This window comes from Nonomuraea phyllanthi, from assembly GCF_006334985.2.
In the GTDB taxonomy this organism is placed as follows: Bacteria; Actinomycetota; Actinomycetes; order Streptosporangiales; family Streptosporangiaceae; genus Nonomuraea; species Nonomuraea phyllanthi.
Window position 1 is genome coordinate 245,208 of record NZ_VDLX02000015.1, and the last position, 24,961, is coordinate 270,168.

22 protein-coding genes are annotated in these 24,961 nt (G+C 68.9%); 8 read left to right on the plus strand and 14 right to left on the minus strand.

Going from position 1 to position 24,961, the window contains the following annotated elements; translation table 11 throughout:
- Window positions 1-2 precede the first annotated feature (2 nt).
- Both FH608_RS34950 and FH608_RS34955 read left to right on the plus strand, forming a co-directional pair.
- The gene (locus FH608_RS34950; protein WP_139634640.1) at window positions 3-1,397 is read left to right on the plus strand and encodes an MFS transporter; all 1,395 of its coding nucleotides are present in this window, start codon (window positions 3-5) and stop codon (window positions 1,395-1,397) included.
- 139 nt (window positions 1,398-1,536) lie between these two features.
- The gene (locus tag FH608_RS34955; RefSeq protein WP_139634641.1) at window positions 1,537-2,532 is read left to right on the plus strand and encodes a DUF418 domain-containing protein; all 996 of its coding nucleotides are present in this window, start codon (window positions 1,537-1,539) and stop codon (window positions 2,530-2,532) included.
- A gap of 30 nt (window positions 2,533-2,562) precedes the next feature.
- On the opposite strand, the gene FH608_RS34960 is transcribed toward FH608_RS34955, so the two are convergent.
- The 4 genes from FH608_RS34960 to FH608_RS34975 all read right to left on the minus strand — a co-directional run bounded on the left by FH608_RS34960 (window position 2,563) and on the right by FH608_RS34975 (window position 4,841).
- Window positions 2,563-3,258, minus strand: a complete 696-nt coding sequence (locus tag FH608_RS34960) for a class I SAM-dependent methyltransferase (protein WP_226900162.1) — start codon at window positions 3,256-3,258, stop codon at window positions 2,563-2,565.
- Window positions 3,259-3,290: 32 nt separating this feature from the next.
- Window positions 3,291-3,914: a DJ-1/PfpI family protein gene (locus FH608_RS34965; RefSeq protein WP_139634642.1), complete on the minus strand. Its 624-nt coding sequence runs from the start codon at window positions 3,912-3,914 to the stop codon at window positions 3,291-3,293.
- A gap of 104 nt (window positions 3,915-4,018) precedes the next feature.
- Window positions 4,019-4,465: a GNAT family N-acetyltransferase gene (locus tag FH608_RS34970; protein WP_139634643.1), complete on the minus strand. Its 447-nt coding sequence runs from the start codon at window positions 4,463-4,465 to the stop codon at window positions 4,019-4,021.
- A 64-nt stretch (window positions 4,466-4,529) separates the two neighbouring features.
- Window positions 4,530-4,841, minus strand: a complete 312-nt coding sequence (locus tag FH608_RS34975; protein WP_139634644.1) for a hypothetical protein — start codon at window positions 4,839-4,841, stop codon at window positions 4,530-4,532.
- 234 nt (window positions 4,842-5,075) lie between these two features.
- On the opposite strand from FH608_RS34975, the gene FH608_RS34980 reads away from it, so the two are divergent.
- Window positions 5,076-6,767 (plus strand): lectin, encoded by a 1,692-nt coding sequence (locus FH608_RS34980; protein WP_139634645.1) that lies wholly within the window; start codon window positions 5,076-5,078, stop codon window positions 6,765-6,767.
- A gap of 68 nt (window positions 6,768-6,835) precedes the next feature.
- Here the strand turns inward: FH608_RS34980 and FH608_RS34985 are convergent, their stop codons facing one another.
- Genes FH608_RS34985 through FH608_RS35005 form a run of 5 tightly spaced genes read right to left on the minus strand, consistent with a single transcriptional unit; the run spans window position 6,836 to window position 13,162 of the window.
- Window positions 6,836-8,911 (minus strand): alpha-galactosidase, encoded by a 2,076-nt coding sequence (locus FH608_RS34985; protein WP_139634646.1) that lies wholly within the window; start codon window positions 8,909-8,911, stop codon window positions 6,836-6,838.
- A gap of 59 nt (window positions 8,912-8,970) precedes the next feature.
- Window positions 8,971-10,017, minus strand: a complete 1,047-nt coding sequence (locus tag FH608_RS34990) for a LacI family DNA-binding transcriptional regulator (RefSeq protein ID WP_139634647.1) — start codon at window positions 10,015-10,017, stop codon at window positions 8,971-8,973.
- 11 nt (window positions 10,018-10,028) lie between these two features.
- Window positions 10,029-11,372, minus strand: a complete 1,344-nt coding sequence (locus FH608_RS34995; protein ID WP_139634648.1) for an ABC transporter substrate-binding protein — start codon at window positions 11,370-11,372, stop codon at window positions 10,029-10,031.
- A 30-nt stretch (window positions 11,373-11,402) separates the two neighbouring features.
- The gene (locus FH608_RS35000; protein ID WP_139634649.1) at window positions 11,403-12,212 is read right to left on the minus strand and encodes a carbohydrate ABC transporter permease; all 810 of its coding nucleotides are present in this window, start codon (window positions 12,210-12,212) and stop codon (window positions 11,403-11,405) included.
- An 8-nt stretch (window positions 12,213-12,220) separates the two neighbouring features.
- On the minus strand, window positions 12,221-13,162 hold the full coding sequence (locus FH608_RS35005; RefSeq protein ID WP_226900163.1) for a carbohydrate ABC transporter permease: 942 nt from the start codon (window positions 13,160-13,162) through the stop codon (window positions 12,221-12,223).
- Between the two features lie 239 nt (window positions 13,163-13,401).
- Between FH608_RS35005 and FH608_RS51835 the strand changes: the two genes are divergently transcribed.
- Entirely contained in the window at window positions 13,402-13,542 is a 141-nt protein-coding gene (locus tag FH608_RS51835; protein ID WP_153260973.1) for a hypothetical protein, read from the plus strand.
- A 91-nt stretch (window positions 13,543-13,633) separates the two neighbouring features.
- Here the strand turns inward: FH608_RS51835 and FH608_RS35010 are convergent, their stop codons facing one another.
- The 3 genes from FH608_RS35010 to FH608_RS35020 all read right to left on the minus strand — a co-directional run bounded on the left by FH608_RS35010 (window position 13,634) and on the right by FH608_RS35020 (window position 18,186).
- A complete protein-coding gene (locus tag FH608_RS35010; protein ID WP_139634650.1) occupies window positions 13,634-15,190 on the minus strand; it encodes an alpha-L-arabinofuranosidase B in 1,557 nt (518 codons plus the stop codon).
- 62 nt (window positions 15,191-15,252) lie between these two features.
- Entirely contained in the window at window positions 15,253-16,731 is a 1,479-nt protein-coding gene (locus FH608_RS35015) for a family 43 glycosylhydrolase (RefSeq protein ID WP_226900164.1), read from the minus strand.
- A gap of 744 nt (window positions 16,732-17,475) precedes the next feature.
- Complete coding sequence (locus FH608_RS35020; RefSeq protein WP_226900165.1) at window positions 17,476-18,186, minus strand: hypothetical protein; 711 nt, start codon at window positions 18,184-18,186, stop codon at window positions 17,476-17,478.
- Window positions 18,187-19,325: 1,139 nt separating this feature from the next.
- On the opposite strand from FH608_RS35020, the gene FH608_RS35030 reads away from it, so the two are divergent.
- The 4 genes from FH608_RS35030 (at window position 19,326) to FH608_RS54520 (ending at window position 23,301) form a co-directional block, all read left to right on the plus strand.
- On the plus strand, window positions 19,326-19,922 hold the full coding sequence (locus tag FH608_RS35030) for a hypothetical protein (protein WP_139634653.1): 597 nt from the start codon (window positions 19,326-19,328) through the stop codon (window positions 19,920-19,922).
- 407 nt (window positions 19,923-20,329) lie between these two features.
- Window positions 20,330-20,590 (plus strand): CopG family transcriptional regulator, encoded by a 261-nt coding sequence (locus tag FH608_RS35035; protein ID WP_139634654.1) that lies wholly within the window; start codon window positions 20,330-20,332, stop codon window positions 20,588-20,590.
- Window positions 20,587-21,000 carry a type II toxin-antitoxin system VapC family toxin gene (locus FH608_RS35040; RefSeq protein ID WP_139634655.1) on the plus strand — a complete coding sequence of 138 codons (414 nt, stop codon included), beginning with the start codon at window positions 20,587-20,589 and terminating at the stop codon, window positions 20,998-21,000. The genes FH608_RS35035 and FH608_RS35040 overlap by 4 nt, the downstream gene beginning before the upstream one ends.
- A gap of 1,860 nt (window positions 21,001-22,860) precedes the next feature.
- On the plus strand, window positions 22,861-23,301 hold the full coding sequence (locus FH608_RS54520; RefSeq protein WP_139634656.1) for a UTRA domain-containing protein: 441 nt from the start codon (window positions 22,861-22,863) through the stop codon (window positions 23,299-23,301).
- Here the strand turns inward: FH608_RS54520 and FH608_RS35050 are convergent.
- Both FH608_RS35050 and FH608_RS35055 read right to left on the minus strand, forming a co-directional pair.
- On the minus strand, window positions 23,247-23,588 hold the full coding sequence (locus tag FH608_RS35050) for a DUF5713 family protein (RefSeq protein WP_139634657.1): 342 nt from the start codon (window positions 23,586-23,588) through the stop codon (window positions 23,247-23,249). The two genes, FH608_RS54520 and FH608_RS35050, sit on opposite strands and share 55 nt — an antisense overlap.
- Before the next feature lie 775 nt (window positions 23,589-24,363).
- The gene (locus FH608_RS35055) at window positions 24,364-24,744 is read right to left on the minus strand and encodes a DUF5655 domain-containing protein (RefSeq protein ID WP_139634658.1); all 381 of its coding nucleotides are present in this window, start codon (window positions 24,742-24,744) and stop codon (window positions 24,364-24,366) included.
- Between the last annotated feature and the right edge of the window lie 217 nt (window positions 24,745-24,961).

Here is a 24,961-nt window from a genome sequence, read left to right on the forward strand (position 1 = left end):
TGATGGGGGCGTCGGACACGCGAAGGCGCGCGCTCGCCGTGTGCCTGGTGGCGGCGTTCATGTCCGGCCTGGACGTGAGCATCGTCAACGTGGCGCTGCCCTCGATCCGCGCCGGCCTGCACGCCTCTGAGGGCGGCCTGCAGTGGATCCTGTCCGGCTACGCGCTGACGTTCGGGCTGCTGCTCGTCCCGGCCGGCCGGCTCGGCGACGCGCGGAGCCGCCGGGCGCTGTTCATGGGCGGCGTGGTGCTGTTCACGCTCTCCAGCGCCGCGTGCGGCTTCGCCGGGAACATGACCGTGCTCATCGTGGCCCGGCTCGTGCAGGGCCTGGCGGCCGGCATGCTGAACCCGCAGGTCTCCGGGCTGATCCAGCAGATGTTCCAGGGGTACGAGCGGGGCCGGGCGTTCGGCGCGCTCGGCGCCACCATCGGCGTCTCCACGGCCGCGGGCCCGCTGATCGGCGGCGCCCTCGTCGCGCTCTTCGGGCCCGACCACGGGTGGCGCTGGGTGTTCCTCGTGAACCTGCCGATCGGGGCGCTCCTGCTGCCCCTCGCCTGGCGCTTGCTGCCGGCCCCCGACGCCGTGCCGCGGACGGGGCGGCGCGAGAGCATGGACCCGGTCGGCGTGCTGCTCCTTGGCACGGGAGTGGCGGGCCTGCTGCTGCCCTTCATCCAGCGCACCCAGTGGGAGGGCAACACCAAGTGGCTGCTCGTCCCCGCCTCGCTGCTCCTCCTGGCGGGGTTCGTGACGTGGGAACGCCTCTACCGGCGCGAGCCCCTGGTCGACCTGTCGCTGTTCAGGAAGCGCTCGTACAGCATGGGCTCGGCCCTCGCCCTGTTCTACTTCGCCGGATTCACCGGCATCTTCTTCATCTTCACCCTCTACCTGCAGAGCGGCCTGCACTACAGCCCCCTGCTGGCCGGCCTCTCGATCACCCCCTTCGCCCTCGGCTCCGCCTCGGCCAGCGTGGTCGGCGGGCGGCTCGTGCACCGCCTCGGCCGCCGCCTGGTCGCCATCGGCCTGACCACCGTGATCATCGGCCTCGCCGCGACGATGGCCGCCACCGTCCTGGTGCCCGGCCGCGGCGTCGGCCTGGCCACCGCCCTGCCGCTGCTGGTCGCGGGCATGGGCAGCGGCCTCGTCATCTCCCCCAACCAGGCCATCACCCTGTCGGAGGTGCCGCCCGCGGGCGGCGGCAGCGCGGCGGGGGTGCTGCAGACGGGGCAGCGGCTGGGCTCCGCCATCGGGATCGCGGCGGCGGGCTCGACCTTCTTCGCCGGCCTGGGGGAGGGGTGGCCGATGGCGTTCCGGCACGGGCTGTCGGTGGTGCTGCTCTTCATCCTCCTGGCCCTGGCGGCGGCCGTCTACGACCTCGTCCGTACCCGCCACACGCCCTGATCCGCGGGTTGCTCCAACGCTCCGCAGTGCCGTCCGGAGTCTTGCCGAGGCGATTCAGGCCGAAAGTATGATCTCGGGCGCTACGGATCCTGCTTTCGGCCGGTGCTCTCCCCTGGGTGGCCCTGCAGGATGAGGCTCCATGCCAAGCGAAGATCGCCACCAGGAACCTCCTCCCAGCCGGCCGCGGATCATCGCGCTCGACGTGCTGCGCGGGTTCGCGCTGTGCGAGATCCTGCTCGCCAACATCCAGCTCATGGCCACCGGAACCTCCGCCGTCGCGGTGCAGCCCATGGGCGACTGGGACCCGTGGCTCGGACTGCCGATCTTCTCCTTGCTGTTCGGCATCGGGTTCGCGCTGCTGCTGGACTCCGCCGCGAACCGCGTCCCCCGCCCACGCCTGGTCCTGCTGCGCCGGCTCGGGGCGCTGCTCGGGATCGGCCTCGCGCACATGCTGCTGTGGCCGGGCGAGGTCCTGGCCGACTACGCCGTCGTCGGCATGCTGGTGCTGCTGCCCTCGACCTGGCTGCCGCGATGGGCCATGGCCGGCCTCGCCGCCGCACTCATCCCGGGGGCGCTGATCTTCGGCGGGGGCGGTCCCCTCCTGATCGCGGGACTGTTCCTGCTGGGCTCGGCACTGGTCCGCTACGGAGTGGTCGACAAGATCGAGAGTTCCACCCAGGGGCCGCTCCTGCTGGGCCTGGTCTTCGCGGCGGGACTGGCCGCCGCGCTGTGGGCACAGGACAGCATGCGAGCCGTCGGTGCCACGACGTACCTGTCCGCGGTGTCCAGCCTTGCCGATCTGCTGCTCGTCGGCGTGTACGTGTGCGGCCTGATCTTCCTGCTCAGAACGCCGCTGCGGCCGGTGCTGGAGTTCGTCTTCGCGCCGATGGGCCGGATGGCGCTGACGAATTATCTGACCGCCACACTCCTCGTTCTCGCGGCCGGCCACATCCTCGGCCTGCCGATCGACCGGCACCTGACGACGGCGTACTGGACCGCAGCAGCCATCCTCACGGCCCAGTGGCTGTTCTGCACCCTCTGGCTGCGCCGCTGCCGTCAGGGCCCCGTCGAGTGGCTCTGGCGCTGGGCCACCTGGGCCCGCCGCCCGCCCCTCAGCCGGGCCAGGACGTCATGAGCCCGGACGTCCACCCGGTGTTTCCGCCGGTCATCCGGTCGGCCGCCGGGCGACGAACACGTACTCACGGCTGTCCTCGGTGAAGGGCTCCCGGCCGAAACCGCCGTACAGCGCCTCGACCTCCAGCCCCGCGACGTCGATCAGCCCCAGCCACTCGTTCTTCGTCGCCCACCAGGACGAGCTCGTGGCGCCGTCGTCCAGCACGATGTCGATCCGGTTGTCGCCCACGGCGAACCTCGTGACGTGCGGCACGGGCTCCTCCTCGCGCCCGCCGTCGAGGCGGGCGGCGAGATGGTGGTCGAAGGCGATGGCGTTCCACGCGAACCGCCCGCCGGGCCGCAGCGCGCCGGCCACCCGCTCGAAGACCCGCCGCCAGTCGGCCCAGGTCGGGAGGTGCTGGAGGGACCGGAACGGGCAGTAGACCAGCGCCGCGGGCTCGTCCAGCGCCAGATCGCGCAGGTCGGCCTGGCGGAGGTCGAGCTCCACGCCCGCCCGGGCAGCCTGCTCGCGCGCCTGCCGGAGCATCGCCGGGGAGGCGTCGATCCCGACGACCCGCCGCCCGGTCGCCCGCGCCACGGGGATCGCCACGCGCCCGTTCCCGACCGCCAGCTCCACCACCGGCCCGTCCGCCTCCCGCGCCAGATCCACGTAGAAGACGACATCGGCCACCATGTGCGCCGACCATTCCTCGTACCTGTTCGCGAACCCCTCATCCCACGTCGTCATCCCCTCATGATCCCGCACGGCTCCCCACCGGGTCAGCGGATGCCTCTGGCGAGCAGGTCCTTGGCGGCCTGAGGGGCTTTGGCGGGGGAGCCGGCGTCGAACGGCGGTTGCGGGTCGTACTCGATCGCCAGCTGGACGGCCTCCGCCGTCGTCCGATCCGCGAGGCGCGCGGCCAGGGCGAGCGCCATGTCGATCCCGGAGGAGACCCCGGCGGCGGTCACGATCTTCCCCTGGAAGACGACTCTCTCCGGCGTGTACGAGGCCCCGAACGACTCCAGCACGTCGACCGCCCCCCAGTGCGTCGTCGCGGCGAGCCCCTTCAGCAGTCCGGCGGCGGCGAGCAGCAGCGACCCCGTGCAGACGGACGTCGTCCACGTGCTGCCCCCGTGCATGCGGCGGATCCAGCCAAGGAGGTGCTCCTCCTCCAGCAGCGCGCGGGCGCCCGGGCCCCCGGGAACGAGCAGCACGTCGCACGAGTCGACGTCGTCGAGCGTCGCGTCGGCGGTGAGGGCCAGCGACCGGGGGACATCCCGTACGGCTCCCGTTTCGGCCGCCACGAACAGGATCTCGGCGCCGGGCAGGAACTTGAGCACCTCGTACGGGCCGACCGCGTCGAGGGCGGTGAATCGGTCGAACAGCGGTATGACGATACGCACAGCGGCTCTCCTCACCGAACGCGATGAAGCCGGTTCTCCGGCGCTCCCCATTCTGCGGCCGACCGGCCCGGCCCTGGGAATGCCGCCGGGCTGCCCCGCTCCCGTCAGGCGGGGGCCGGGGCGCGGACCAGGAACACGTCCACCTCGTCCTCGGTCTCGACCGTGAACCCGTGCCGCTCGTACAGCCGGCGCGCCGGGCTGCCCTGCAACACGTTCAGCCGGACCACGGCGCCCTCGCGGTCGCACCGCTCCAGCAGCGCGCGCAGCACGGCCGAACCGATGCCCCTGCCCTGCACGTCCGTGGCGAGGTAGAAGTGCTCCAGCCAGTGGCAGCCCTCGGCGGGCCGCAACGCCACGCAGCCGGCGAAGGCGCCGCCCACCTCGATCATCCAGGTGTGCGCCGGCGTGAACCCGTCGCGGAAGCGCTGCCGTACGCGATGCTCGTCGTACCTTCCGAGCCGCTCGAGGTCCGGGCGCATCACCACGGCCCGCAACTCGGCGACGATCTCGACATCCGCCGCCGAACCCGGCCGAAGCTCCCAATCCGCCACGGTCGCGATGTTATCGCCCAGCACTGCCCCGACCGGCGGCTGGTCCATGCCCGCCCGAAGGCGATCATCCGTGGCCCCCGGCGAGGCGCGCGATCTCGTCCACAGCCGCCACCGGGATCGTGACCGCGATGTCCCACGTCTCGTCGTCCCGGCCGACGAGGATCACCGGTCTGCCCTCGCTGGTAGCCCAGAACACCTGAGCTCCTGCGCAGGTGCCGATGGGGAGGGAGCGGCGCGCGTCCCAGTCCGCATCCCTGATCGCGCGCAGCCGTACCAGGTCGTCGACGGGTGCCCGGATGTTGAGCTCCCACATTTCCGTCTGGAGCTTCACCACGGCCACGGAGCCGCCCGCCTCGTCCAAGGTGACATTGACCATGCGGCCATGATGCATCCTCAGGGTCGGGTTTCTGGAGTGTTCGCGATAACACCTCGCCCTGTCCGGGTCGCGACGCGGGCCGCCGGAGAAACCCACAGTTCGGACTCGCCCCGAGCGGGCGGGTCTTGACAGGCCCAGGCGGAGCATCTAAACCGTGATGTTATCGGTAACGCACAACAATCCCACCTGTCGCGGTCGTTCTCGCCGCCTCTCACACCCCCCGAGGGAGAACACATGCACGACTCACCAGCCCGCTTATCCGCGCGCCCGCCCGCTCGCGTCGCGAGCCTGCTGACGGTGCTCGCCACCCTTCTGGCCACGGTGCTCGTCTGGGCGCCGCCGGCCTCGGCCGCGGCGGCGCCGCTGGTCAGCGCTGCCTCCGGCCGCTGCCTCGACGTCGAGGGGAACGTCGACACGCTGGGCACGATCCTGGACATCTGGGACTGCAACGGCCAGCCCAACCAGGCGTTCGAGTTCACCTCGGCGGGTGAGCTGCGGACGATGAACGGCACCCGGTGCGTGGACGCGTACGAGAACCAGACCTCGCCCGGCACGCAGGTGATCATCTGGTCCTGCAACGGGCAGAGCAACCAGAAGTGGCGGCAGAACTCCGACGGTTCGATCACCGGGACGCAGTCAGGGCTCTGCCTGGACGTCGACCACGCGGGCACGGCCAACGGCACCGCCGTCATCCTGTGGACCTGCAACGGCCAGAGCAACCAGAAGTGGAGCACCACCCCCGGAGGCGGCGGCAGCACGCTCGTCGTGGACGCGGGCAGCGTCGTGCGGCCGGTCACCCGCGTCGGCTCGGGCACCCTCTACGGCCTGGCCGACGAGAACACGCCACCGGTGTCGATCATGCAGCCGCTGAAGCCGCACCAGTTCAGGCAGCCGCCGCCGCTGCACGAGCACCGCCCGAACGGCGTTCCCGCCCCGATCGGCGACACGCTGGACGTCTGGCGCAACGCCGCGGCCGTCGGCGGGGTGATCACCGTGGACATGGCCGACAGCTTCGACGGCTTCCCGTACTGGTGGACGAACTGGAACGACTGGTACAGCCGGATCGACAAGATGATCGCCGCGGCCAAGTCGGCGGGCGTCACCAACATCGACTCCTGGGAGCCGTGGAACGAGCCTGACTGGACCTGGCCCTCGGGGGCCGGCGTCTCCTTCAACGAGGGATGGGTGCGCACCTACCGGCGGATCCGGCAGAGCGAGCCGAACAAGCCCATCATGGGCCCGAGCTACTCGCACTGGGACGTCAACTCGATGCGCTCCTTCCTGAACAACGCGAAGGCGACGAACACGCTGCCGCAGGTGGTGTCGTGGCACGAGCTGAGCGGATGGCAGCAGGTGACCGGCAACGTCCGCGCCTACCGGGCGCTGGAGCGCGAGCTCGGCATCTCGCCGCTGCCCATCTCGATCAACGAGTACGCCACCCCTGACGAGATCGACGTGCCGAGCAGCGTCAACCACTACGTCGCGCAGTTCGAGCGCGAGGGCGTGCGCGACGCGGAGCGGGCGTTCTGGTTCGAGGCGGGCACCCTCAACGGCCTGCTGCACAACGGGCAGCCGACGGCGTCGTACTGGATGTACAAGTGGTACGGCGACCAGACCGGCAACGTCGTCAGGGTGACCCCGACCGCGAACAACGACGGCGTGGCCGCCTACGACGGCAGCACGTTCAGCCTGGTCTTCGGCGGGCAGGCCGGGAACAACTCGGTCCGCGTGGACGGGATCGGCGGGCTGGGCTCCTCCGTCACCGCCACGCTCGAGTACGTCCCGGGCTCCGGCCGTACGACGAACGTGTCGGGGGTGACGCGGGTGTGGTCGAACGCCTACACCGTCACCAACGGCAGCGTCACGGTCCCGATCGCGAACGAGGATCCCTTCGGGGCCTACCGCCTGGTCCTGACGCCGCGCTGATCACCGGGCCGCCCGCCGGGACCTCGCCGAGGTGAGGTCCCGCCGGGCGGCCCTTGCCGTCGTGCGCGCTACTCGCGCACGAGGTGGATCAGGGCGCTGGCGTAGTCGCCGGGCGCCAGGCCGGGGAAGAGGCCGTGGGCGAGCAGGACGGCGCCGTGGTGGATCCGGCCGGTGGACCGGTCGCGGTAGCGGGCGTCCGGGTCGAGGGCGCGCAGCCGGATCCCCGGCTCGGCGTGGCCGAAGCGGCGGGCGCGGCGGAACACGAGCACCGCGGCCTCGCCCCCGTCGGGCGCGAGGTACTGCACGGCCGACAGCTCCCCGTCCGGCGGCAGCAGGCGGTACTGCCGGCCGTGCTGGACGAGCGGGCGGATCTCCTTGTAGGCGGTGACCAGCTCCGCCGCCCGCGCCACCTCGGCCTCGCTCCACTCGGTGAGGGCGCCGCCGATCGCGAGCACGCCGGCCATGGCCACGTGGAAGCGGAAGTCGAGCGGGATCTCCCGGCCGGTGTAGGGGTTGGGGCTGTCGGTGACCCAGGCGCCCATGACGCGGGCCGGGTAGAGCTGGGAGAAGCCGTGCTGGATCTCCAGCCGGTCGAGGGCGTCGGTGTTGTCGGAGGTCCACACCTGGTCGGTACGCCGCAGGATGCCGAGGTCCACCCGGCCGCCGCCGCTGCCGCACGACTCGACGCGTACGTGGGGGTGGGCGGCGCGCAGCCGGTCGAGCACGTCGTACAGGGTGTGGACGTGGCCGAGCCACAGCCGCTCGTCGGGGCCCGCCTCGGTGAAGGGGCGGTTCATGTCCCATTTGAGGAAGTCGATGTCGTTCTTGGAGAGCAGCTCGTCGAGGGTGCGGTAGAGCCAGCCCGCCACCTCCGGCCTGCTCAGGTCGAGCACGAGCTGGTTGCGGTGCTCGGTGCGGGCGCGGTGCGGCCGGTGGATCACCCAGTCGGGGTGCGCCCGATACAGGTCGCTGTCGGGGTTGACCATCTCCGGCTCCACCCACAGCCCGAACCGCATGCCCAGCTCGTGGACCCGGTCGATCAGCGGGCCGAGCCCGTCGGGGAACCGGTCCGGGTTGGGATGCCAGTCGCCGAGCCCGGCGGCGTCGTGGGTGCGGGCGCCGAACCAGCCGTCGTCCACCACGAACAGCTCGACGCCCATCCGCGCGGCCTGCCCGGCGAGCCGGAGCTGGCCCTCCAGGGAGACGTCGAAGCCGGTGGCCTCCCAGGAGTTGTAGAGCACGGGCCGCGTCTCCTCGGGGTGCGGCAGCACGTGCCGCAGCTGGTGGTCGTGCCAGGCGCGGCTGGCGGCGCCGAAGCCGCCCTCGGTGTACAGCCCCGCGCACACGGGGGTGACCAGTTCCTCGCCGGTGCCGAGCTCCCAGGTCACGGGGTCGTGCCCGGCGCCGGCGGACAGCGTCACCCGTTCGGTCGGCAGCCGCTGCGCGGTGAGCCGCCAGCTCCCGCTCCACGCCAGCGCGCAGGAGTGGACCGCGCCGTGCTCCTCGCCCGCCGTGCCGTCGTCGACCATCACCCAGGGGTTGGCCTGGTGACCGGTGACGCCCCTGCGGCTGGTCAGGACGGTCTCGCCGTACGGCAGCTCGGTGCGGTGCAGCCGGGTCTCGGCGCCCCACTGGCCGCGTACGGAGCTGAGCCGGTAGCCGCCCAGACGGGGCAGCACCCAGGTGGCGGAGTCGGCCCGTACGACGGTGACGGGCTCCCCCTCGTTGCGCAGGACCAGGTGGCGCTCGATGACGTCGCCGTCCTCGTGGATCCGGTAGTGGCACTCCACGGCCAGCGGGTAGTGACGGTCGGCGTACGCCAGCACCAGCTCCCGATCGGTACGGCGCTGCCCGGTGAGGACGAGTTCGAGGTCGCGGGTGCCGTCGGCGAAGCGCACCTGAAGGCCCGCCTGCCCGTAGCGCAGGCCGCCCGCGGCGGTCAGGTCCAGCGTGCCCTCCGCGGTGTCCTCCACCGGCCGGAACGGCGGTTGCGGCAGCAGCAGGAGCGAGGCCGCCTGCTCGGGCGTGAGCCGCGGTCCCCAGTGCAGCACGCGCGGTCTGTCGCCGTCGTCGAGGTGCAGGACGTAGGAGGAGGACGGCCCGGACAGCACCCACAGGCGGTGCGCGGAGTCGTGGTGGATCATCTCGGCCTTTCGACTCCTCCGCCCGCGCCGGGCGGGGGAGGATCACGGGAAGCGGGAGGTCAGGCGGGCGCGGGGCCGCTGCTCTCCCTGACGATGAGCTCGGGCTCGCTCCAGGTGGGGAAGGCCGGGGCGGTCTGCGGCTCCAGCCTGCGGTGGAGCAGGTCGAAGCAGGCCCGGCCGAGCCCCTCGAAGTCGAGCCGGACGGTGGTGAGCGAGGGGTTGAGGTAGGCCGAGGGCGGCGAGTCGTCGAAGCCGACCACGCTGAGGTCGCCGGGGATGTCCCGTCCGGCCTCGCGGGCGGCCCGCATCACGCCCAGCGCCAGGTCGTCGTTGCCGCACAGGATCGCGGTGACCGAGCGGTCGGCCACCTGGTCACGGACGGCCAGGTAGCCGGAGCGCGGGGTCCAGCCACCCTGCAGCGGCTCGGGCACCGGCCGTCCCGCGGCCTTCAGCGCGTCCATCCAGCCCTGGGTGCGCTGGGGCAGGTCGCTGGTGGAGGACGGGATGGCGACGTAGTGGACCGTGCGGTGACCGAGGCTCAGCAGGTAGCGGGTGGCGTGGGCGGCGGCCGCCCGGTCGTCCAGCCAGACCTGCCAGGGGTCGGGGGCCTCCGTGTCGGGACGGCGCTCCACGGCCGCCGCGACGGGGACGTCGGGGGGCAGCGACGTGAGCGCCCGCACCCCGGCGTCGTCGAAGGCGATCACCATGACGGCCTCTCCTGGACGGTTGAGCCGCACGGTGACGTCGGGCTGGACGGTGTCGCGCTCCAGCACGCTGATGCCCACGGAGAAGCCGGCCGTCCTGGCCGCCTCCTCCATGCCGCGTAGCGTGGCGGCCGCGCCGTACAGGGCGGTGTCGGAGGTGAGCACGGTGACCGACCGCACCGGGCCCCCGGCCAGCATCCGCGCCAGCTTGTTGGGGCGGTAGCCGAGCTCGGCGATGACCTGGAGGACCTTGGCCCGGGTCGCCTCGCTGACCCGGCCCTTGCCGTTGATGACGCGAGAGACGGTCTGCTGGGAGACACCGGCCACACGCGCGACGTCCCAGATGCTCGCGGACCTGCCGCGTGAAGCGTCTTCGGCTGGTGTGTGACCGATAACCCCCATGACGTCAGAGCCTACTTGATGGCGGCGTTCGCCTCGTCGTTGATTCTCTTCGCCGCGTCCTGCGCCGAGAGCTGGCCCAGCCACACCTGGTTGAAGATGTCGAGCGCCTTCACGTTGTAGGTGTCGGCCGCCTCGGTCAGCGGGTAGCCCATCGTGGTGCCCTCGGCCGCCTTCTTGAACCCGCTGACGTCCACGCCCTTGGCCTGCCACGCCTCGGCGAAGACCCCGTTGAGCGAGGTGATGCCCGGCCAGACGGCGCCGGCCTGCGCGACGGACCTCTGGTGGCGTTCGGAGGTCAGCCACTTGAGCAGTTCCCACGCTTCCTTCGGGTGCTCGGTGCCGGCGTAGATGGCCTCGGTCAGGCCGTTGTAGACGCTGCCCTTGCCGACCGGGCCCGCCGGGAGGTCGGCGACGCCGAAACCGCCGTCGGGCAGCGCGGTGTCGAAGGCGCGCAGCATCCAGCTCCCGTCCATCGCCGTGGCCGCCTCGCCACGGCCGACGACCTGGTCCAGGGACGGGCCGTTGGGCGGGTTGGTGACCGTGGCGGGCACCGCGACGTGGTACTTCAGCCGCAGGTCCTGGACGAACTGGATGGCCTGGACGCACGCGGGCTGGTCGATGGTCCACCGGCCCCATGGCCGGTCCTGGAGCTTGCAGCCGTTCTGCAGGGCGAAGTTCCACCAGTCCTGCTGGCCGGTGGGCGCCTGCATGGCCAGGCCGTACTGCTTGACCTTCTTGGGGTCGAAGCCCGGCTCGCCGGCGCGCTTGCCGTTCTCGTCGACCGTCAGCTTCTGCAGCGTCTTGACGAACGTGCCGCCGTCGTCCGGGTTCCAGGTGAGGCCGTCGAGGTCGGCGGGGGTGAGCCCGGCGTCCTTCAGGGCCTTGGCGCTGTAGAAGAGCCCGATCGTGTCCCAGTCCTTGGGCAGGCCGTACACCTTGCCGTCCACCTTCCAGCCCTCGGCGAGCTTGGGGTCGTAGACGGAGGTGTCGACCTTGTCCTGGGCGATGAGCGGCGCGAGGTCGGTGAGCACGCCTTCCTTGCTGAACTTGGGGAAGTACGAGACGTGGTCCCAGAAGACGTCGGGGGCCGAGCGGCCGGCGAGCTGGGTCTGCAGCTTGCTCCAGTAGTCGTTCCAGTTGTTCAGCTCCATCTGCACCTTGATGGTGGGGTGGGCCTTCTCGAACTCGCGGATCGACTGCTCGATCGGCGGCTTCTGCACCTCGTCCCACAGGGCGTAGCGGAGCGTGACGGTGCCGCCGGAGGAGCCGGAGTCGCCGCTCCCTCCGCCGCCGCACGCGGTGATTGACAGCAGGGCCGCAGCCGCTATGGCAGGTATGGCAATTCTTCTAGACATATGCGCATGCCGTTCTTCCGTGGGGGGTGATTACTTCAGCCCGGTGAGGGCGATGGAGCGGACGATGTGCCGCTGGAACAGCAGGAAGATCGCGATGAGCGGCAGCAGCGCCAGCGCGGCCGCCGCCAGGATGAGGTGGTACTGGGAGGAGTACTGGCCCTTCAGGGCGGAGATGCCGAGCGTGACCACCCGGGTCGCGTCGCTGTTGGTGATGATCAGCGGCCACAGCAGCGTGTTCCAGGTCGTGATGAACGTGATCGTCGCGAGGGTCGCCAGGATCGGCCGGCTCAGCGGGAGCACGACGCGGGTCAGCACCGTCCAGGTCCCCGCCCCGTCGATGCGCGCCGCCAGCTCCACGTCTTTGGGGATGGTGCGGAAGTACTGGCGGACCAGGAAGATCCCGTACGGCGTGCCGAACGCGGTCGGCAGGATCAGCCCGAGATAGCTGTCGATCAGCCCGAACTCCCGCATGATCAGGAAGAGCGGGACGAGCGTGACGATCTGCGGCACCATCATCGTCGCGAGGTAGCCCCAGAACAGCACGTCCCGGCCGGGGAACGACATCCGCCCGAAGGCGTACGCGGCCATCGTGCTGAACACGACCTGCCCCAGGGTGACGAGCCCCGCGTAGATCAGCGAGTTCATCAGGAAGTGGGCCATGTCGTACTCCGTCCACACCTGTGCGATGTTCTCCAGCGTCACGGGGAGCGCCGGGTCCCAGGCGGGCGTGGTGAGCACCTGCGCCGGCTGCTTGAACGCCGAGTTCAACGTCATGAGGTACGGCGCGACCGAGACCACGGCGCCCGCGAGGAGCACGAGGTAGAGCGCGATCTTCTTCATCGGGGTCCTCACGAGAAGTCGTAGACGGTGCGCTTGCGGAAGTAGACGAGCTGCGCCGCCGTGACCAGCAGGATCAGCCCGAACAGCACCATCGCCAGCGCCGAGGCGAACCCCGTGCGGAAGAGCTGGAAGCCCTGCTGGTAGATGTGGAAGTTCAGCACGTCGGTGGCCCCTCCCGGGCCGCCCTGGGTCATCACGAAGACGGTGTCGAAGACCTGGAACGACCCGATCGTGTTGGTCACCAGCACGAAGGACAGCGACGGCCGCAGCAGCGGCAGCGTGACCCGGAAGAACCGCTGCGCCGGTGACGTGCCGTCGATCATCGCGGCCTCGTGCAACTGGTGCGGGATCGCCTGCAGCCCGGCCAGCAGGATCAGCATCGTGTAGCCGGTGTACTGCCAGACGTTCACCGAGGCGATCACCGGCATTGCCCACGCCGGGTCGGTCAGCCAGTTCGGCCCGTCGATCCCCACCATGCCCAGCACCTGGTTGACCGCGCCGTACCGGGGGTCGAACACCCAGGACCAGATGATGCCGAGGGCCACGGGCATGGCCATCCAGGGCAGGACGAAGGCCACGCGGAACACCTTGCCGCCCCGTATCCGCCGGTTCAGGGCGAGGGCCAGCAGCAGCGCCAGCACGGTCTGCGCCGGGATGTTCAGCAGCACGTAGTAGACCGTGTTGAGCACGGCCCGCCAGACCTCGGGGTCGGCGGAGAGCTCCCGGTAGTTGTCGAGCCCGACGAACGAGGGCGCGCCCATCAGGTTCCAGTCGAACAGGCTCAGCGCCGCCACCCCGAAGATGGGCGCGACCAGGAACAGCAGGAACCCGAACAGGCTCGGCGCGAGCAGCGCGTACGCCTCGGCCGTGTCGCGCAGGCGCCGCACGAGCCTGCGCTCGGCTCGCCGCCGCCTTCGCGGGGAAACGCGAGAGGCTGTGTGGTTGATCACGTTGTCACTCCGTACGCCCGCCCCGATGGCCGTGGAAGCGCTGGACCGCCCGGGGAGATCTGGCGTTGCCGCCTATGTGATGGAGAGAAGGGTTACCGATAACATCGCCTCCGTCAAGGGGTTCCGTACTAGCAAGATCATGGGAGGGGGCGCGGGGCCGCTCCTGGCTTGCGGGGCGCTATGCGAACTCCGAGCACGGCGACGGCCACGGCAGCGGCCTGAGCACGGCACGGTGCGTGGTGCCACGCTGGTCGACCGTCCCCGCCGGCGCCGACCGCTCCACCCAGCGCCAGGACACCCGGCTCGACGGAAAGCTGCTGCGCGTCCCGTGCGGCGCCGATCAGGTGCAGACGTTCCGGATCGACGGCATCGTGGCGTGACACCGCATGACATGGCCGCCCCCGTGACCGGGGGCGGCCTCGTTCATGCCGGGCTCCACGCCCAGGGCCGGCTGACGATCCAGCCCGAGGTCTATGCCCAGGGCTGGCTGACGACCCAGCTCACGTCGTCACTCCACAGGCTGGAGCTGTCGAACGTGTGGGAGCCGCCGTTGCTGGCGATGTAGACGGTGTTGTCGTAGTGGCGGATGAAGCGGTCCGGGAAGTTGTACGAGGCGAACGAGGTGCCCTGGCCGTTCTTGCCGGCCTGGGGGCAGAAGGTGGCGTCCGCGGCGAACAGCGAGCTGCCGTCGTCGCGGTGCCGGTAGAGCTGGTAGTTCTGGTGCCGCAGGTAGTCGCCGGGGTAGTTCTTCGACTCGAACGACACGCACGAGCTGCTGGCCAGGCCGCTGCGCACGATCCAGGTGGCGTCGTTCTTGTCGAGCGACGAGCTGGACGAGGTGATCACCGACGTGACGGCGTTGTCGTTCTGGTGGCGGATGTAGCGGTCGGTGCAGCAGGCCGTCGTCGCGCGCAGCGAGATGGCCGACCCGGGGGTGAGCGTCCCGCCCGGGTTGCTGTCGCCGGAGGTGTCGTACCCGGCGGCGACGATGTTGGCCTGCACCGCGTTCTCGGTGGCGTCCGACGGATAGCCGGAGGTCATCACGCCCTCGTAGAAGGTGCCGCGGGCGCCGACGCTGTTGTCGCCGCCGATGCCGAGGATGATCGCGCCTTCCTTCCGCATCGGGTTGTAGCCCGAGACGTTGGGCCGCGGCCCGTTGTAGAAGGTCGACAGGTTGCCCGACCGGGCGTTGCCGCCGCGGATGGCCCAGTGGTTGGGCTCGCCCTTGACGATGGCCGTCAGGAAGCGGTGGCTGATGCTCGGGTCGTTGGCGTTGTAGTGCTGGTTCACACCGGAGAACAGGCCGTTCTCGAGGTCGGCCATGATCCAGGGGCCATTGCCGGCGCCGTAGCCCCAGACCTTGTTGTTGCCGAAGTAGATGGCCTCCATGCGGCCGTTGCCGTTGTCGCGGCTGTTGGTCTCGGCGTTGCCGTAGTCGAAGCAGCAGCCGCCGTTGTAGTGGGTGCCGTCGAAGATGGCGTACATGCCCTCCGGCTGGTCCCCGGTCGCCACGCCGTTGGTGTTGTTGTTGCGGTAGCCGGTGCCGGGAGCCACGTAGACGCCGTACGCCTTGTGCCCGCCGACCGTGATCGGCGCCGCGGTCGCGACGGCCAGGTTGTCGTAGCCGCCCGGCGCCGGGCCGGAGAACCCGCCGGGAGGCGCCTGGGTGAGGCGGTTGTTCCGGCCGGACTGGTCGTAGATGATCGAGATGAGGCAGGTCGTGTTGGCGCAGAACGAGTCCTGCGTGCCGGCGTTGGCGACCCCGCCCGTGCTCAGCACGCCGATGTCGCGGGTGGCGTTGTCCGAGGAGCGCCGCACCTGGTAGAGCGGGCCGTTGTAGCCGGCGTACAGAGCGCGGGTCGTGCTGTGCGCCGCCACGCACGGCGTGCCGCCGGCGGCATAGATGTCACACGGGCCCTGCGTGGCGGCCTGCGACGGTGCGGAGAAGCCGGCGAGCAGGCCGGCGGCGAGCGCGACCGCCGCACCGGTGGACACTAATGCCCTCTTGAGGTGGCGTAATTTGGTCATCGGGATCTGCGTGCCTCTCTGTGAGTCGAGCGCCTTTCTGAGAGCGCCTTTTCTGAGGGGGGTCAGTACACGAAGGGCCACCCCGCGCTGTCCCAGCCGAGCTTGTTGATGCCGAGGCGCGAGGAGCCGTCGTCGGCGTACCAGTGGTAGAAGAGGACGTCGCCGTCGTTGTCCTGCAGGACCGCCTCGTGCCCGGGGCCGTGGATGCTCCCGTGGCCGGCCAGCACCTGCGTGCCGCCTCCCGACGTCAGCGCCGTCCCGTTCCGGTCGACGTACGGGCCGGTGACGGAGGTGGAGCGGCCCACCATGATCCGGTACGTGCTGGACGCGCCCCTGCAGCACAGATCGAAGGAGACGAACTGGTAGTAGTAGCCGCCGTGCCGGTAGATGAACGGCGCCTCGATCGCGCCGCCGCCCCGGCCGGCGATGCTGCGGATCGTCGAGTCCAGGCGCTTGCCGGTCGCCGGGTCGAGCTGGACCATCTTGATGCCCGACCAGAACGAGCCGAAGCCGAGCCACCAGCGGCCCTGGTCGTCGATGATCAGGTTGGGGTCGATGGCGTTCCAGTTGTCGGAGGTGCGCGACTCGATGACCAGGCCCTGGTTGCTCCACGAACCGGACGCGCCGGTCGTGCTGGTGGCCAGGAAGATGCCCGAGTGGTTGGAGCCGAAGGTGGAGGCCGAGTAGTACATGTAGTACTTGCCGTTGGCGTACGTGATGTCCGGCGCCCAAAGGTTGTCGCTGCCGTCGGTGTAGGCGTGCGCCCAGGAGGCCCCGCCGGGGAACGCCACCCCCGCGTTGCGCCAGGCGGTCCGGTCGGTGCTGGTCTTGAGCACGATGTTGTTGCCGGTGTGCGCGAGCAGGTAGGTGCCGTCCGGCCGCTTGGTCACCTCGGGGTCGTGGACGTTGATGTCACCGGTCACGTAGCCCGGGTCGGGGTACGAGCCGGGCGGCGTGGTCGGGTCGCCGCCGGAGTCGCCGAGCTTGACGAGCTGCCACTGCTGGTTGGCGCCGTTGAGGTCGGTGTACTGCGAGATCCGGCCGCCGTCGGCGGTGGACCACTCCCAGACCTCCAACGCCTTGCCGCTGTTGCGGTTGACCAGCTTCACGTGGCCGCTGTCGGTGTCGACCACGCGGAACTGCTGGTTGGTGCCGTTGAGGTCGGTGTACTGGATGACGTCGGCGCCGTCAGCGGTGGAGCGGCCGGAGATGTCGACGACCTTGCCGCTGAGGCGGGACTTCAGGCGGTAGTAGCCGCCGCCGGAGTCGACGAACTGCCACTGCTGGTTGGTGCCGTCGTGGCGGGCCCACTGCACCAGCGGGGCGCCGTTGTCGGTGGCCAGGTTGTAGACGTCCAGCGCCTTGCCGCTGTTGCGGTTGACCAGCACGTACGACGCGTTCGTGTCGATCGTCGCGGCCGCCGCGGGGCCGGCGGAGACGAGGGCCTGGCAGAGCGCCAGCAGCGCCACGACGACCAGCGTGACGGCCGTCCTGGACCGCCTGCCCATTCGCCGTAAGGGCGGGCTGGGGGATCTGTGCACGGATACCTCCTGTGAGCGTTAACAATTTGCCGGTCTCTTGCATGCGGGCAGGCTGACGACCTGGCCGTTGCCTGCCAGGGTGGGGGTCAATGCTGGAAGCCGCCTTGCAATCACTGTCAACCTCATGCGCCGTTTTATGGGATGGCATGAATATCTCGGCCCATGCGCATATGAGCCCGAACGACAGGGCATGCGGGGCGTTACGTGCTCACTGATTGTTTGCGTTAACACTTGCGACGGGATTCGGGGTGGACAGCCTCCGGAGTGGGGGAGCGGTGCGATCGCCATCACTATGAGCCCGGAGCGGAAGTGCGTCAAGGCTCAGGGGCGGACCAGGGCCGGAGCGGCCCCTGAGCTGGGGGCGGCCGCGGCCGCGATTGGCGGCGCCGCCTCGCGAATCCTCGTTCATGGGCGGTGGCCTTTGGTGGGGCGGGGGAGTGTGAAACTTTCAAAAATGCGTGATGCCGGTAACTTTCGGGTGGTCGGCGAAAATTGCAGGCCCGGCGAATGTCGGCGATAAAGACTGCCTGGTCGTTTTCGCTTGTCAGGCGGCCGTTCGCTGGGCGGGATAACATGCGGAAATAGGTCGATCCGACGCTTTGAGTTAACTTTCGGGGCAATGTCGAAATGTTTTATCCTCTGGCCGGTGCTCGGACACCACCCGGCTACCGCCCTCGGCCCTGCCGTACTCGACGCAACGTTCCCGGATTCGGCCCCATGGTTGCGGCCGCCACCCCACACCTCTCACCAGCTCAGCACCTTCGACCGCCCTGCCGGGACCGGCAACCGCTCACGCAACACCTGCGCGCCCAGCGGGATGAGCGCCACGCACAGCAGACCACTGACCAGCACGTCGGGGATGGAGGCCCCCTTCAGCACGCCCATCCAGGTGCCACCAGCCAACAGCACCATCACGGCGCGGGCGGTGCCGAAGACGCCTGAACGCCAGGCGGCGATGGCCAGGAGGAGCGAGCCCGCGTACTGACCGACCGAGGCCCAGACCGGCACGCGCCACGGCCCGTACGAGATGTCGACATACTCCTCCATGACCGCGTTCGTCGCGTGCTCCACCCCGAGCACCTCGGTGAGCTGGAACGCGGCCTGGTCGGCGCCGGCGAAGTACAGGCGGGCGAAGAGCCCGGCGACCAGCAGCCCCGCACCCCAGAAGGCCAGCCCGCCGCCCACGCGTTGGCCCAGGGCGATGAACGCGGGGAAGAGCAGCACCGCCCCCAGCGCGAAGACCGCGTAGGAGACGGTGAGCAGGGTGGGTTCCGAGGTGTAGGCGACGAGCTGACCGTAGGCGGCGAACGGCTGCTGCTCGGCCCACGCCTGCTGCTGAGAGGTGAGGGCGGTGACCGTACTCACGTAACGCAGCAGGTAGCCGGCACACATGACCACGGGCCCCAGAATGAGCGCCACGCCGCCGATCCACCGTCCGGGAAACAGGGAGTTCACGTAAGCGAGCCTGCCAAGGCGAGCCGCGCCGATCATCTGCCGATGGTCAACCCACACCCCTGCCGAAAGTAACGCCCCGGCACCCCGATCCTTTCAGAATCGCCCGCCTGCGAATCGCCCTGCGCTCAGCCCCTAAGCCGACGAGCCGGCCGTGTCAGCACTCATCCAGCAGTGCCGACAAGCGCGGGTACCGCCGGCGCTCTCCTCGACGTCTCAGGAGTCCCACCCCGGATACGCCTCGGTGCCTCGGGCATTTCGTATCCGGTGATGCCTTTGTAAGTCCTATCGGGGGGCGTACATGAATTCCTCGCACTAGCATTCGGTCGGATTCGTCGAGCACGCAGCTGGGACAGGCCCGTACTCCGCTACGGTCGCATGCGACGATCTCCGATATAGGCGATCAGCTGAGCCTTGGGATCCAGTTCGTCGCTTTTGCCGCCGCCCACTGGCGTCAGCCTGGCGACGCCACCACCAGGCCAAGCCCGCTGACTCCACAATCGTGGTGATCCACGCAACCCATCAGAGCTTGGCCAACGCCGTATCAAGGCACTTCGTAGCGCACCAGCGCTTTGGCGAACGGCTCTCCGGTGGCTCGTGCGTACGCCATCCGGGCGCGTACTTCGCTGAGCGTACGCGGCCGGTAGCCGGGGCCGCCGCAACAACTCTTGTGGAAGCGGACACCCGCGTGCAGCAACAGCGAGAGCACTCGCCAGGCCGCGCTGTCCCGCCGACGCGGAGCCGCGAAGGCGGAGCCGACATGAATGAGCGGCTCGGCGCAGCGCGGGCACGACCGGTCGCCGTTTCCGGGGTGCGGGTAAGCCTGCTTGTATGAGGCGCGGCAAGGCAGGCAGACGAATGACGTCTTCGCATGAGCCATGCGCCCAGGCTAGATCCGCCACCGGCCCTCGATCGATCCGTTTTCCGGGCTGGCGGCCACATTCGAGAGACACATCGTGTGGCACGTCAGGTCCGTGCCAGTACGGATAGCTGGCTGTCAGCGTCGAACTCGACCACCCTGAGCTGTGCTGATGTATCAGCGCACGCAGGTGGCGGCCGCGGGCGATCGAGAGGGCGGCGTCGCCGGCTCTCGGAGATGGTGGCACAGTGGGCGCCAGTGATCGAGGAGGAGTTGAGGGACGATGGGTGACTACTTCGAGCGGATCGTGGATGTCGAGGCGACCAGCGAAGAGGCGGGGTTGCTCGCAGAGCGTGTGGTCGGCTGGATGGTCGCCGAGGGGCTGATCACGCGTGAAAGGTCCAGCGACGGGGTGTACAGCCTGCAAGTGGACGATGGGTACAAGCCTGGCCCCAACTGGGAACGGGCAGTGGCTGATTCGTCGGACCCGACGTGGATGCCGGGCCCGGTGGCGGTCATCGTCGGGCGGGACTACCACGTCGGGGGACAGGGGATGAGCGAGGCGGACTCCGCGACCTGCCCGCGATGTGAAGCGAGAACCGTGATCATCGACTATCCGGAGGAGTGGGAGGCGGACCAGGAGGTCTGGCAGCCGTTCAGCGACGGCATCGACACGTGGAAGGAAACTGGTGAAGGCAGTGTCATCTGCTCTTCCTGCGGAGCCTCCGTCCCGGTCACCGAGTGGCGGTTCGCCTCCGAGTTCGCCCTCGGGGCGCTCGCATTCGACTTCTGGGGATGGCCACCTCTGAACACCGGCTTCCACGCGGAACTGAGCAAGCAACTGGGGCACCGCATCGAGGTCCAGACGGGCAAGTTCTGACACACGTCACGAGTGATCGACCGGGTGACAATCACCCTTCTGAGTAGCCGTGAACGACCGGGACACCGCGCCCGTTCTGGCACGCGGCGCCCAGGAGGTCTCACCTCCTTCGGCGGGCCGAGGCTGATGGACGGAGTCTCGGCCTGTCGATCGCCCGCAGCAAACTACGGTGGCCATCCATGCAGCGGCGAATGTCGTGCTGCCGATGAGATCACCACACTGACCCGATCAGATCTCGACCTCAACATGCGTACAGTCCGCGTGCGCCTTGGCCCCTCGCCACCCCTCGTGATGCCCCGATGATCATCAGTGATCTCTGTTTCCCGCTTGGCGCAGAAACCCGGACCAGGCCGCGGTCCTCCCGACGGTCACCGCGACGCAGGAGGATCCTAGGTAGGATAGAGAGCATGAGCGAGCCTACTGGCAAGTATTCGATCACCATGCCACGTGACATCGCCGAGGCCGCCCGCTCCCGGAGCGGCCCTTCCGGCCTGTCCGCCTACGTCGCCGCAGCTGTCGCCCGCCAGATCGAGCGCGACAATCTCAACGAACTCATCCAGGTCGCCGAGGCCGAGCACGGCCCCATCACCGACGACGAGATCCAGGCACTGCGCGACCAACTCCACCAGGCCCGGCGGGAACAGGCCGATGGTGGGGCGGCTGCGTGACCCGTTCCCCCGCGACTCCCGGCGGCACCCTCGTCCTCGACAGCGAGGGACTCGCCAAGGCCGTCCTGCGCGACCGTACGGTCACCGCCTGGCTCGCTCTCGCCCGTGCGGACGACCTCCGCGTCATCACCTCCGCCGCCACCCTCGTCGAGGTGGTCCACCCTCGCGTCAACCGTCCGGCCCTGGAGTGGACGCTATCCCGCCTCGTCATCGAGCCGGTTACCGAACCGATCGCCCGCCACGCCGCCACACTCTTGTCCGATGCCGGCCTGCACGGGCATGAGTACGCCATCGATGCCATGCTCAGCGCCACCGCCCTCGCTGCCCCAGGTCCCGTCACGGTCCTGACCTCGGACCCCGAGGACGTCGCGGCCCTGTGCGGTCCACGCGTCACTGTTATCAAGATCTAGGTTGTGCTCCAGGCTTGCTGTTTCCCACAGCCCGATCACCCGGCCTGATCACACGAAGATCAGCAAGCAGACATCAGAGCGCACGCACTGAATCCATCGGTCCGCTTAGGTGTCCGCGATGATGATTGGTCCCTTGTTACCCCGTCCCGTCGTACGCTTTGCCCGGTGATCAGCCCATGACCTTGTGGTGCTCGCGCGGCACCCGCATTCCGCCCGATTGATCATCCCGCCTGTCGCCGACCCGCCCGTAAGGGGAAGCAGACCAGAGCCCCGGGGCCGAGATGGAGCGCCTCACTGGAACGAACGACCTTGACCCCTTAGCCCTGATCTGCTCGGCTGGTCCCGGGTCGATGGTGGACGGGGTGTTCAGGCATCCACGTCAGCTCACCTTCGGGCCTGGCCAGAGGAGGGCGATCATCTCGGAGCCGGAGGGCCCCTGCTGGAGGCGACGGTTCGTAGCCGTACGGGATGGCTGTTTGATCGCATTCAGGTGGAGGCGGGGCGGGTGGCCGGTCGTCGAGGGGCGTGGATTCGGAAGTCGCGCAAGATGGTGGTGGGCTGGACCTGCTACGTGGTGGGCTTTTTCGTGGCGATGCTGTGCATCGATCTCATCAGCGAGGGTCCCGAGAGGATCACCGCCGCGTATCTCACCGCGCGACCTGCTGTGCTGGGAGTTTTCTGGCTCGGTGGGATGCTGGTCATTCGGTGGTGGGCGCGTAGGGAGGTGGATGAGCCGGACAGGGTCGACGATGGCGACTCATAGGCTGTCGCTGCGGAACTTGTTCGTCGTGTGCCGGCTGCCGTCGATGTTGACCATGGTGGCCTGCTCCTTCGACGGCGGTGTAACGGATGCCGAGGAGTGGCACGGCGCAGTCACCTCGGTCGCCATATCTTGCTCGCCCTTGGCCGTTACGACCCCGGAGACATCTCACGGATAGTCAGGCCATTTCGTTCCGTTGCAGCTTGGTGGAGTGGGATCATCGCAACCATGACGACGATCAGAAAGGGCCATGCCGCGTAGGCGCTCGTCCGCGGTTCGCCCACGACGTTTGTGGTGCGGAACCCACAGGCCTTCAGTTCATCAGGTTCCCGGACTCACGGCCCGGACCATGGCGGCCGTGATCGCCCTGGAACACACGATCCTGCAACCGGGCGAAGTGGCGGCGACGCTCTTGGCCTGGACCCAGGACGTGATTCCCGGCACCACGACCCAACTCCCGCCCACGTGTTCGTGCCCTGGGTGCTCTTGGGAGATCGATCCACGCGGAGACCTGGAGCGGATACTCACCGCACTCCCTGATTGGGCCAGACCGTACCTCTACGCTCTAGTGCTTCCGATCGACCGGAGTTTTATCGCCAGAACGTCCCAGGACCCGCGCGCCTCGCCTGACTGGCCGTGGTGGCGACAGCGGCGCCGTCCGTACTTCGGAGACAACAGCGGCTGAATCTGCGGCCGTGCGGCCTTCGTGCGGCGGGATGAGTGTGCACGGCGGGTCGTGAGTACGGAGGGGGGCCCTGAGGCCCACGCCGCCCCGGAACGTGCGGAGGCGCGCAAGCCCGACCGGCGGGGCGGGCGGCACACCGAACGGGGCGCGTTGGACGCCGTTTGCCGGGGGACGGTGCGAGCGCGCCTGGCTAACGTACGTGGAGTACTCCACAAGAGAGTTCGTCCTCAGGCCCCCGGTCCAAGGCGGACAGGCGTGTGGTCGGTATCGCGCAAGCGATCATGCCTGCCTTCAAGGAGCGCCTGCGGCTCTACGCGAAGCCCGACGAGGGCGCTTTACGGACTTCACCGGGAGCCAGCGAGCTCGGAAGCGGCGGAGGAACTAGACAGGCTCGCCGGATGTCTGGAAGCTGTAGATGCAGCCGCTCACCGCTGGTATCGGGCAGCATCTTCGTGCGAGCAAGGACCTCAGGCTTCAACACGCCGTCGAACGTCTGGGTGCCCGGCATCCTTCAGCGGACGAGGCCAAGCTCATGAAGATCCGCAAGGCCACGCCAGTCCTCGGGGTCCTGGCAAGCGTGTTCAACGGCGGAGGGCGACCCGTGCTCGTTGTGAATGGACTTGGTGCCGCCTGGCGACCTTCACGAGTCAGAGGACTCTCATCCGCTCTATTGCGTATGCGGCATTCGTGGTCGGCTCTGCTGCGACCCGTTCGACCTCGACTGTGGGCGCTGAGGGGCACGCCGAGCTGTGCGCCCTCGGCGTCCGCTCCTGAAGGTGCACTGGCCAGAGGGCGAGCGTGTCACCAATCGCGAGTCGCGATCAACTCTTCTACGTCCGCGTCCGCGAACCCGTAGGCCGACGCCACAAACCAGAAGTCCTCGGCGATCACCTCGCGGGCCACGGTCTCTATCTCGCTGCCGGCCGCATCGAATTCGGCCTCCAGCTCGTTGAACTCCTCCGTCGCCGTATGGGTAAGGGCGTACAACGCCGCGAGGTCCGACGGGCGCTCATCCTCGATGCGTTCGCACAGACGCAGCAGGATGTCTCTGCCCTTGTCAACGACGTGGTCGGGATAGTAGCCGTCGTGGTACATGCCTTTGAGGAAGGTGTGGCTGACTATCTGCTGGTTGGTGGGCGGCACCCTGATCTCCCTGTTCTCACCGTGACCCGGTGTGCCGATACTGCACCATGTCACCGACAACGAAGGCGTTCTTATCGGTCCGGCGGTTGTCGCATACGGACCTATCTGGAGGTCCTCTCGACGCGAGCAGAAGCCGAGCGGCCGCTGTGGCAGCTGATCGTACGGGCAGGCCGACTGCACGAACGATCGGCGCTACCGGCTTTCGTGCTCCTGGCCACCTTTGCGAGCCTGCGATGGGGGAGATCACCGCACTTACCTGAGCCGATCTCGACCTCGGCGCGGGTACGGTCCGCGTGCGCCTGGCCTACGTGGACCCTCCACGGGGAGTTGGTTCTCGGTCCACCCAAGTCCAAGGCGGACAAGCGCATCGTCGGCATCCCACGAGCGATCATCCCGGCTCTAAGAGAACACCTGCGACTGTACGTGAAGCCCGAAGCGGGGGCGCTGATCTTCGCCGGGCTCAAGGGCGGCCCGGGGAGTCCTAGTGGCACGCCAATGGCACGCGGAGATCAATAACCTCAGACAAGATCAAGACCCAAGCGCCGAATCCATCGGTCTACCTGGGCTTTCGCGCTGAGAGCGGGTAACGGGAATCGGACCCGCGCTGTCAACTTGGGAACTGCATCGATCACCCGGCGTCGGGGCGCTGAGCTGGACGGAAGGCCGGTCGTGAGTGTCCGTGGCTGACCCCTCGTTGCCCTGTCTAGTTGCACGCTATCTGCACGACGATCAGCCAACGACCAGGGACTTCACACCTCGTGTCGGGCCGGCCTTCTCATGAAGTTCCTAGGTGTCCGCCTTGGCCCACTTCGTACGCCTCGCGGAGCCAACCAGCGAATTCCTCATCAAGCCCGGCGAGGTCAGAGATGCGGAAGGCATGAACGTATAGCCGCTTCGTGTACGGAGACACGCTGGTGATGCGAGCGTCGTCGCTGATCGTGCGCTGGATGTCGAAGTACCCTCGGAGCCCTCGCGCGTCTGGCTTTGCCCCGGCGAACCCTCGACGTGTCCCTTTGACGGTGATCATGCTCTTGGACACCGCATACGTGAAGGGTCCGCATGCCTCAACGAGCCTGACGAATTCGTGGTACAGGGCTACCGATGTGTCGGGCTTGCCGTCAAGGTGATCGTCGATCGTCCACGTCTTCTGTTTCATGGACCGAGAAAGTAGCAGGCGGTAGCGACGGTTTTCGGGCTGCGAACTCGTGCGTTCTCCCCTGCCTGACGCTGATCCGAAAATCGGTGATTCAGTGGGCAAGCGGCAGCGAACGCCAGCAGGGTCGGGCGTTTCGGGGTGATGCGTGGTCAGTTGGCGGGTTCGACAGTGACGCTGTAGCCAAGGGCTTGGAGTCGGCGGATGTGGCGGCGTTTCT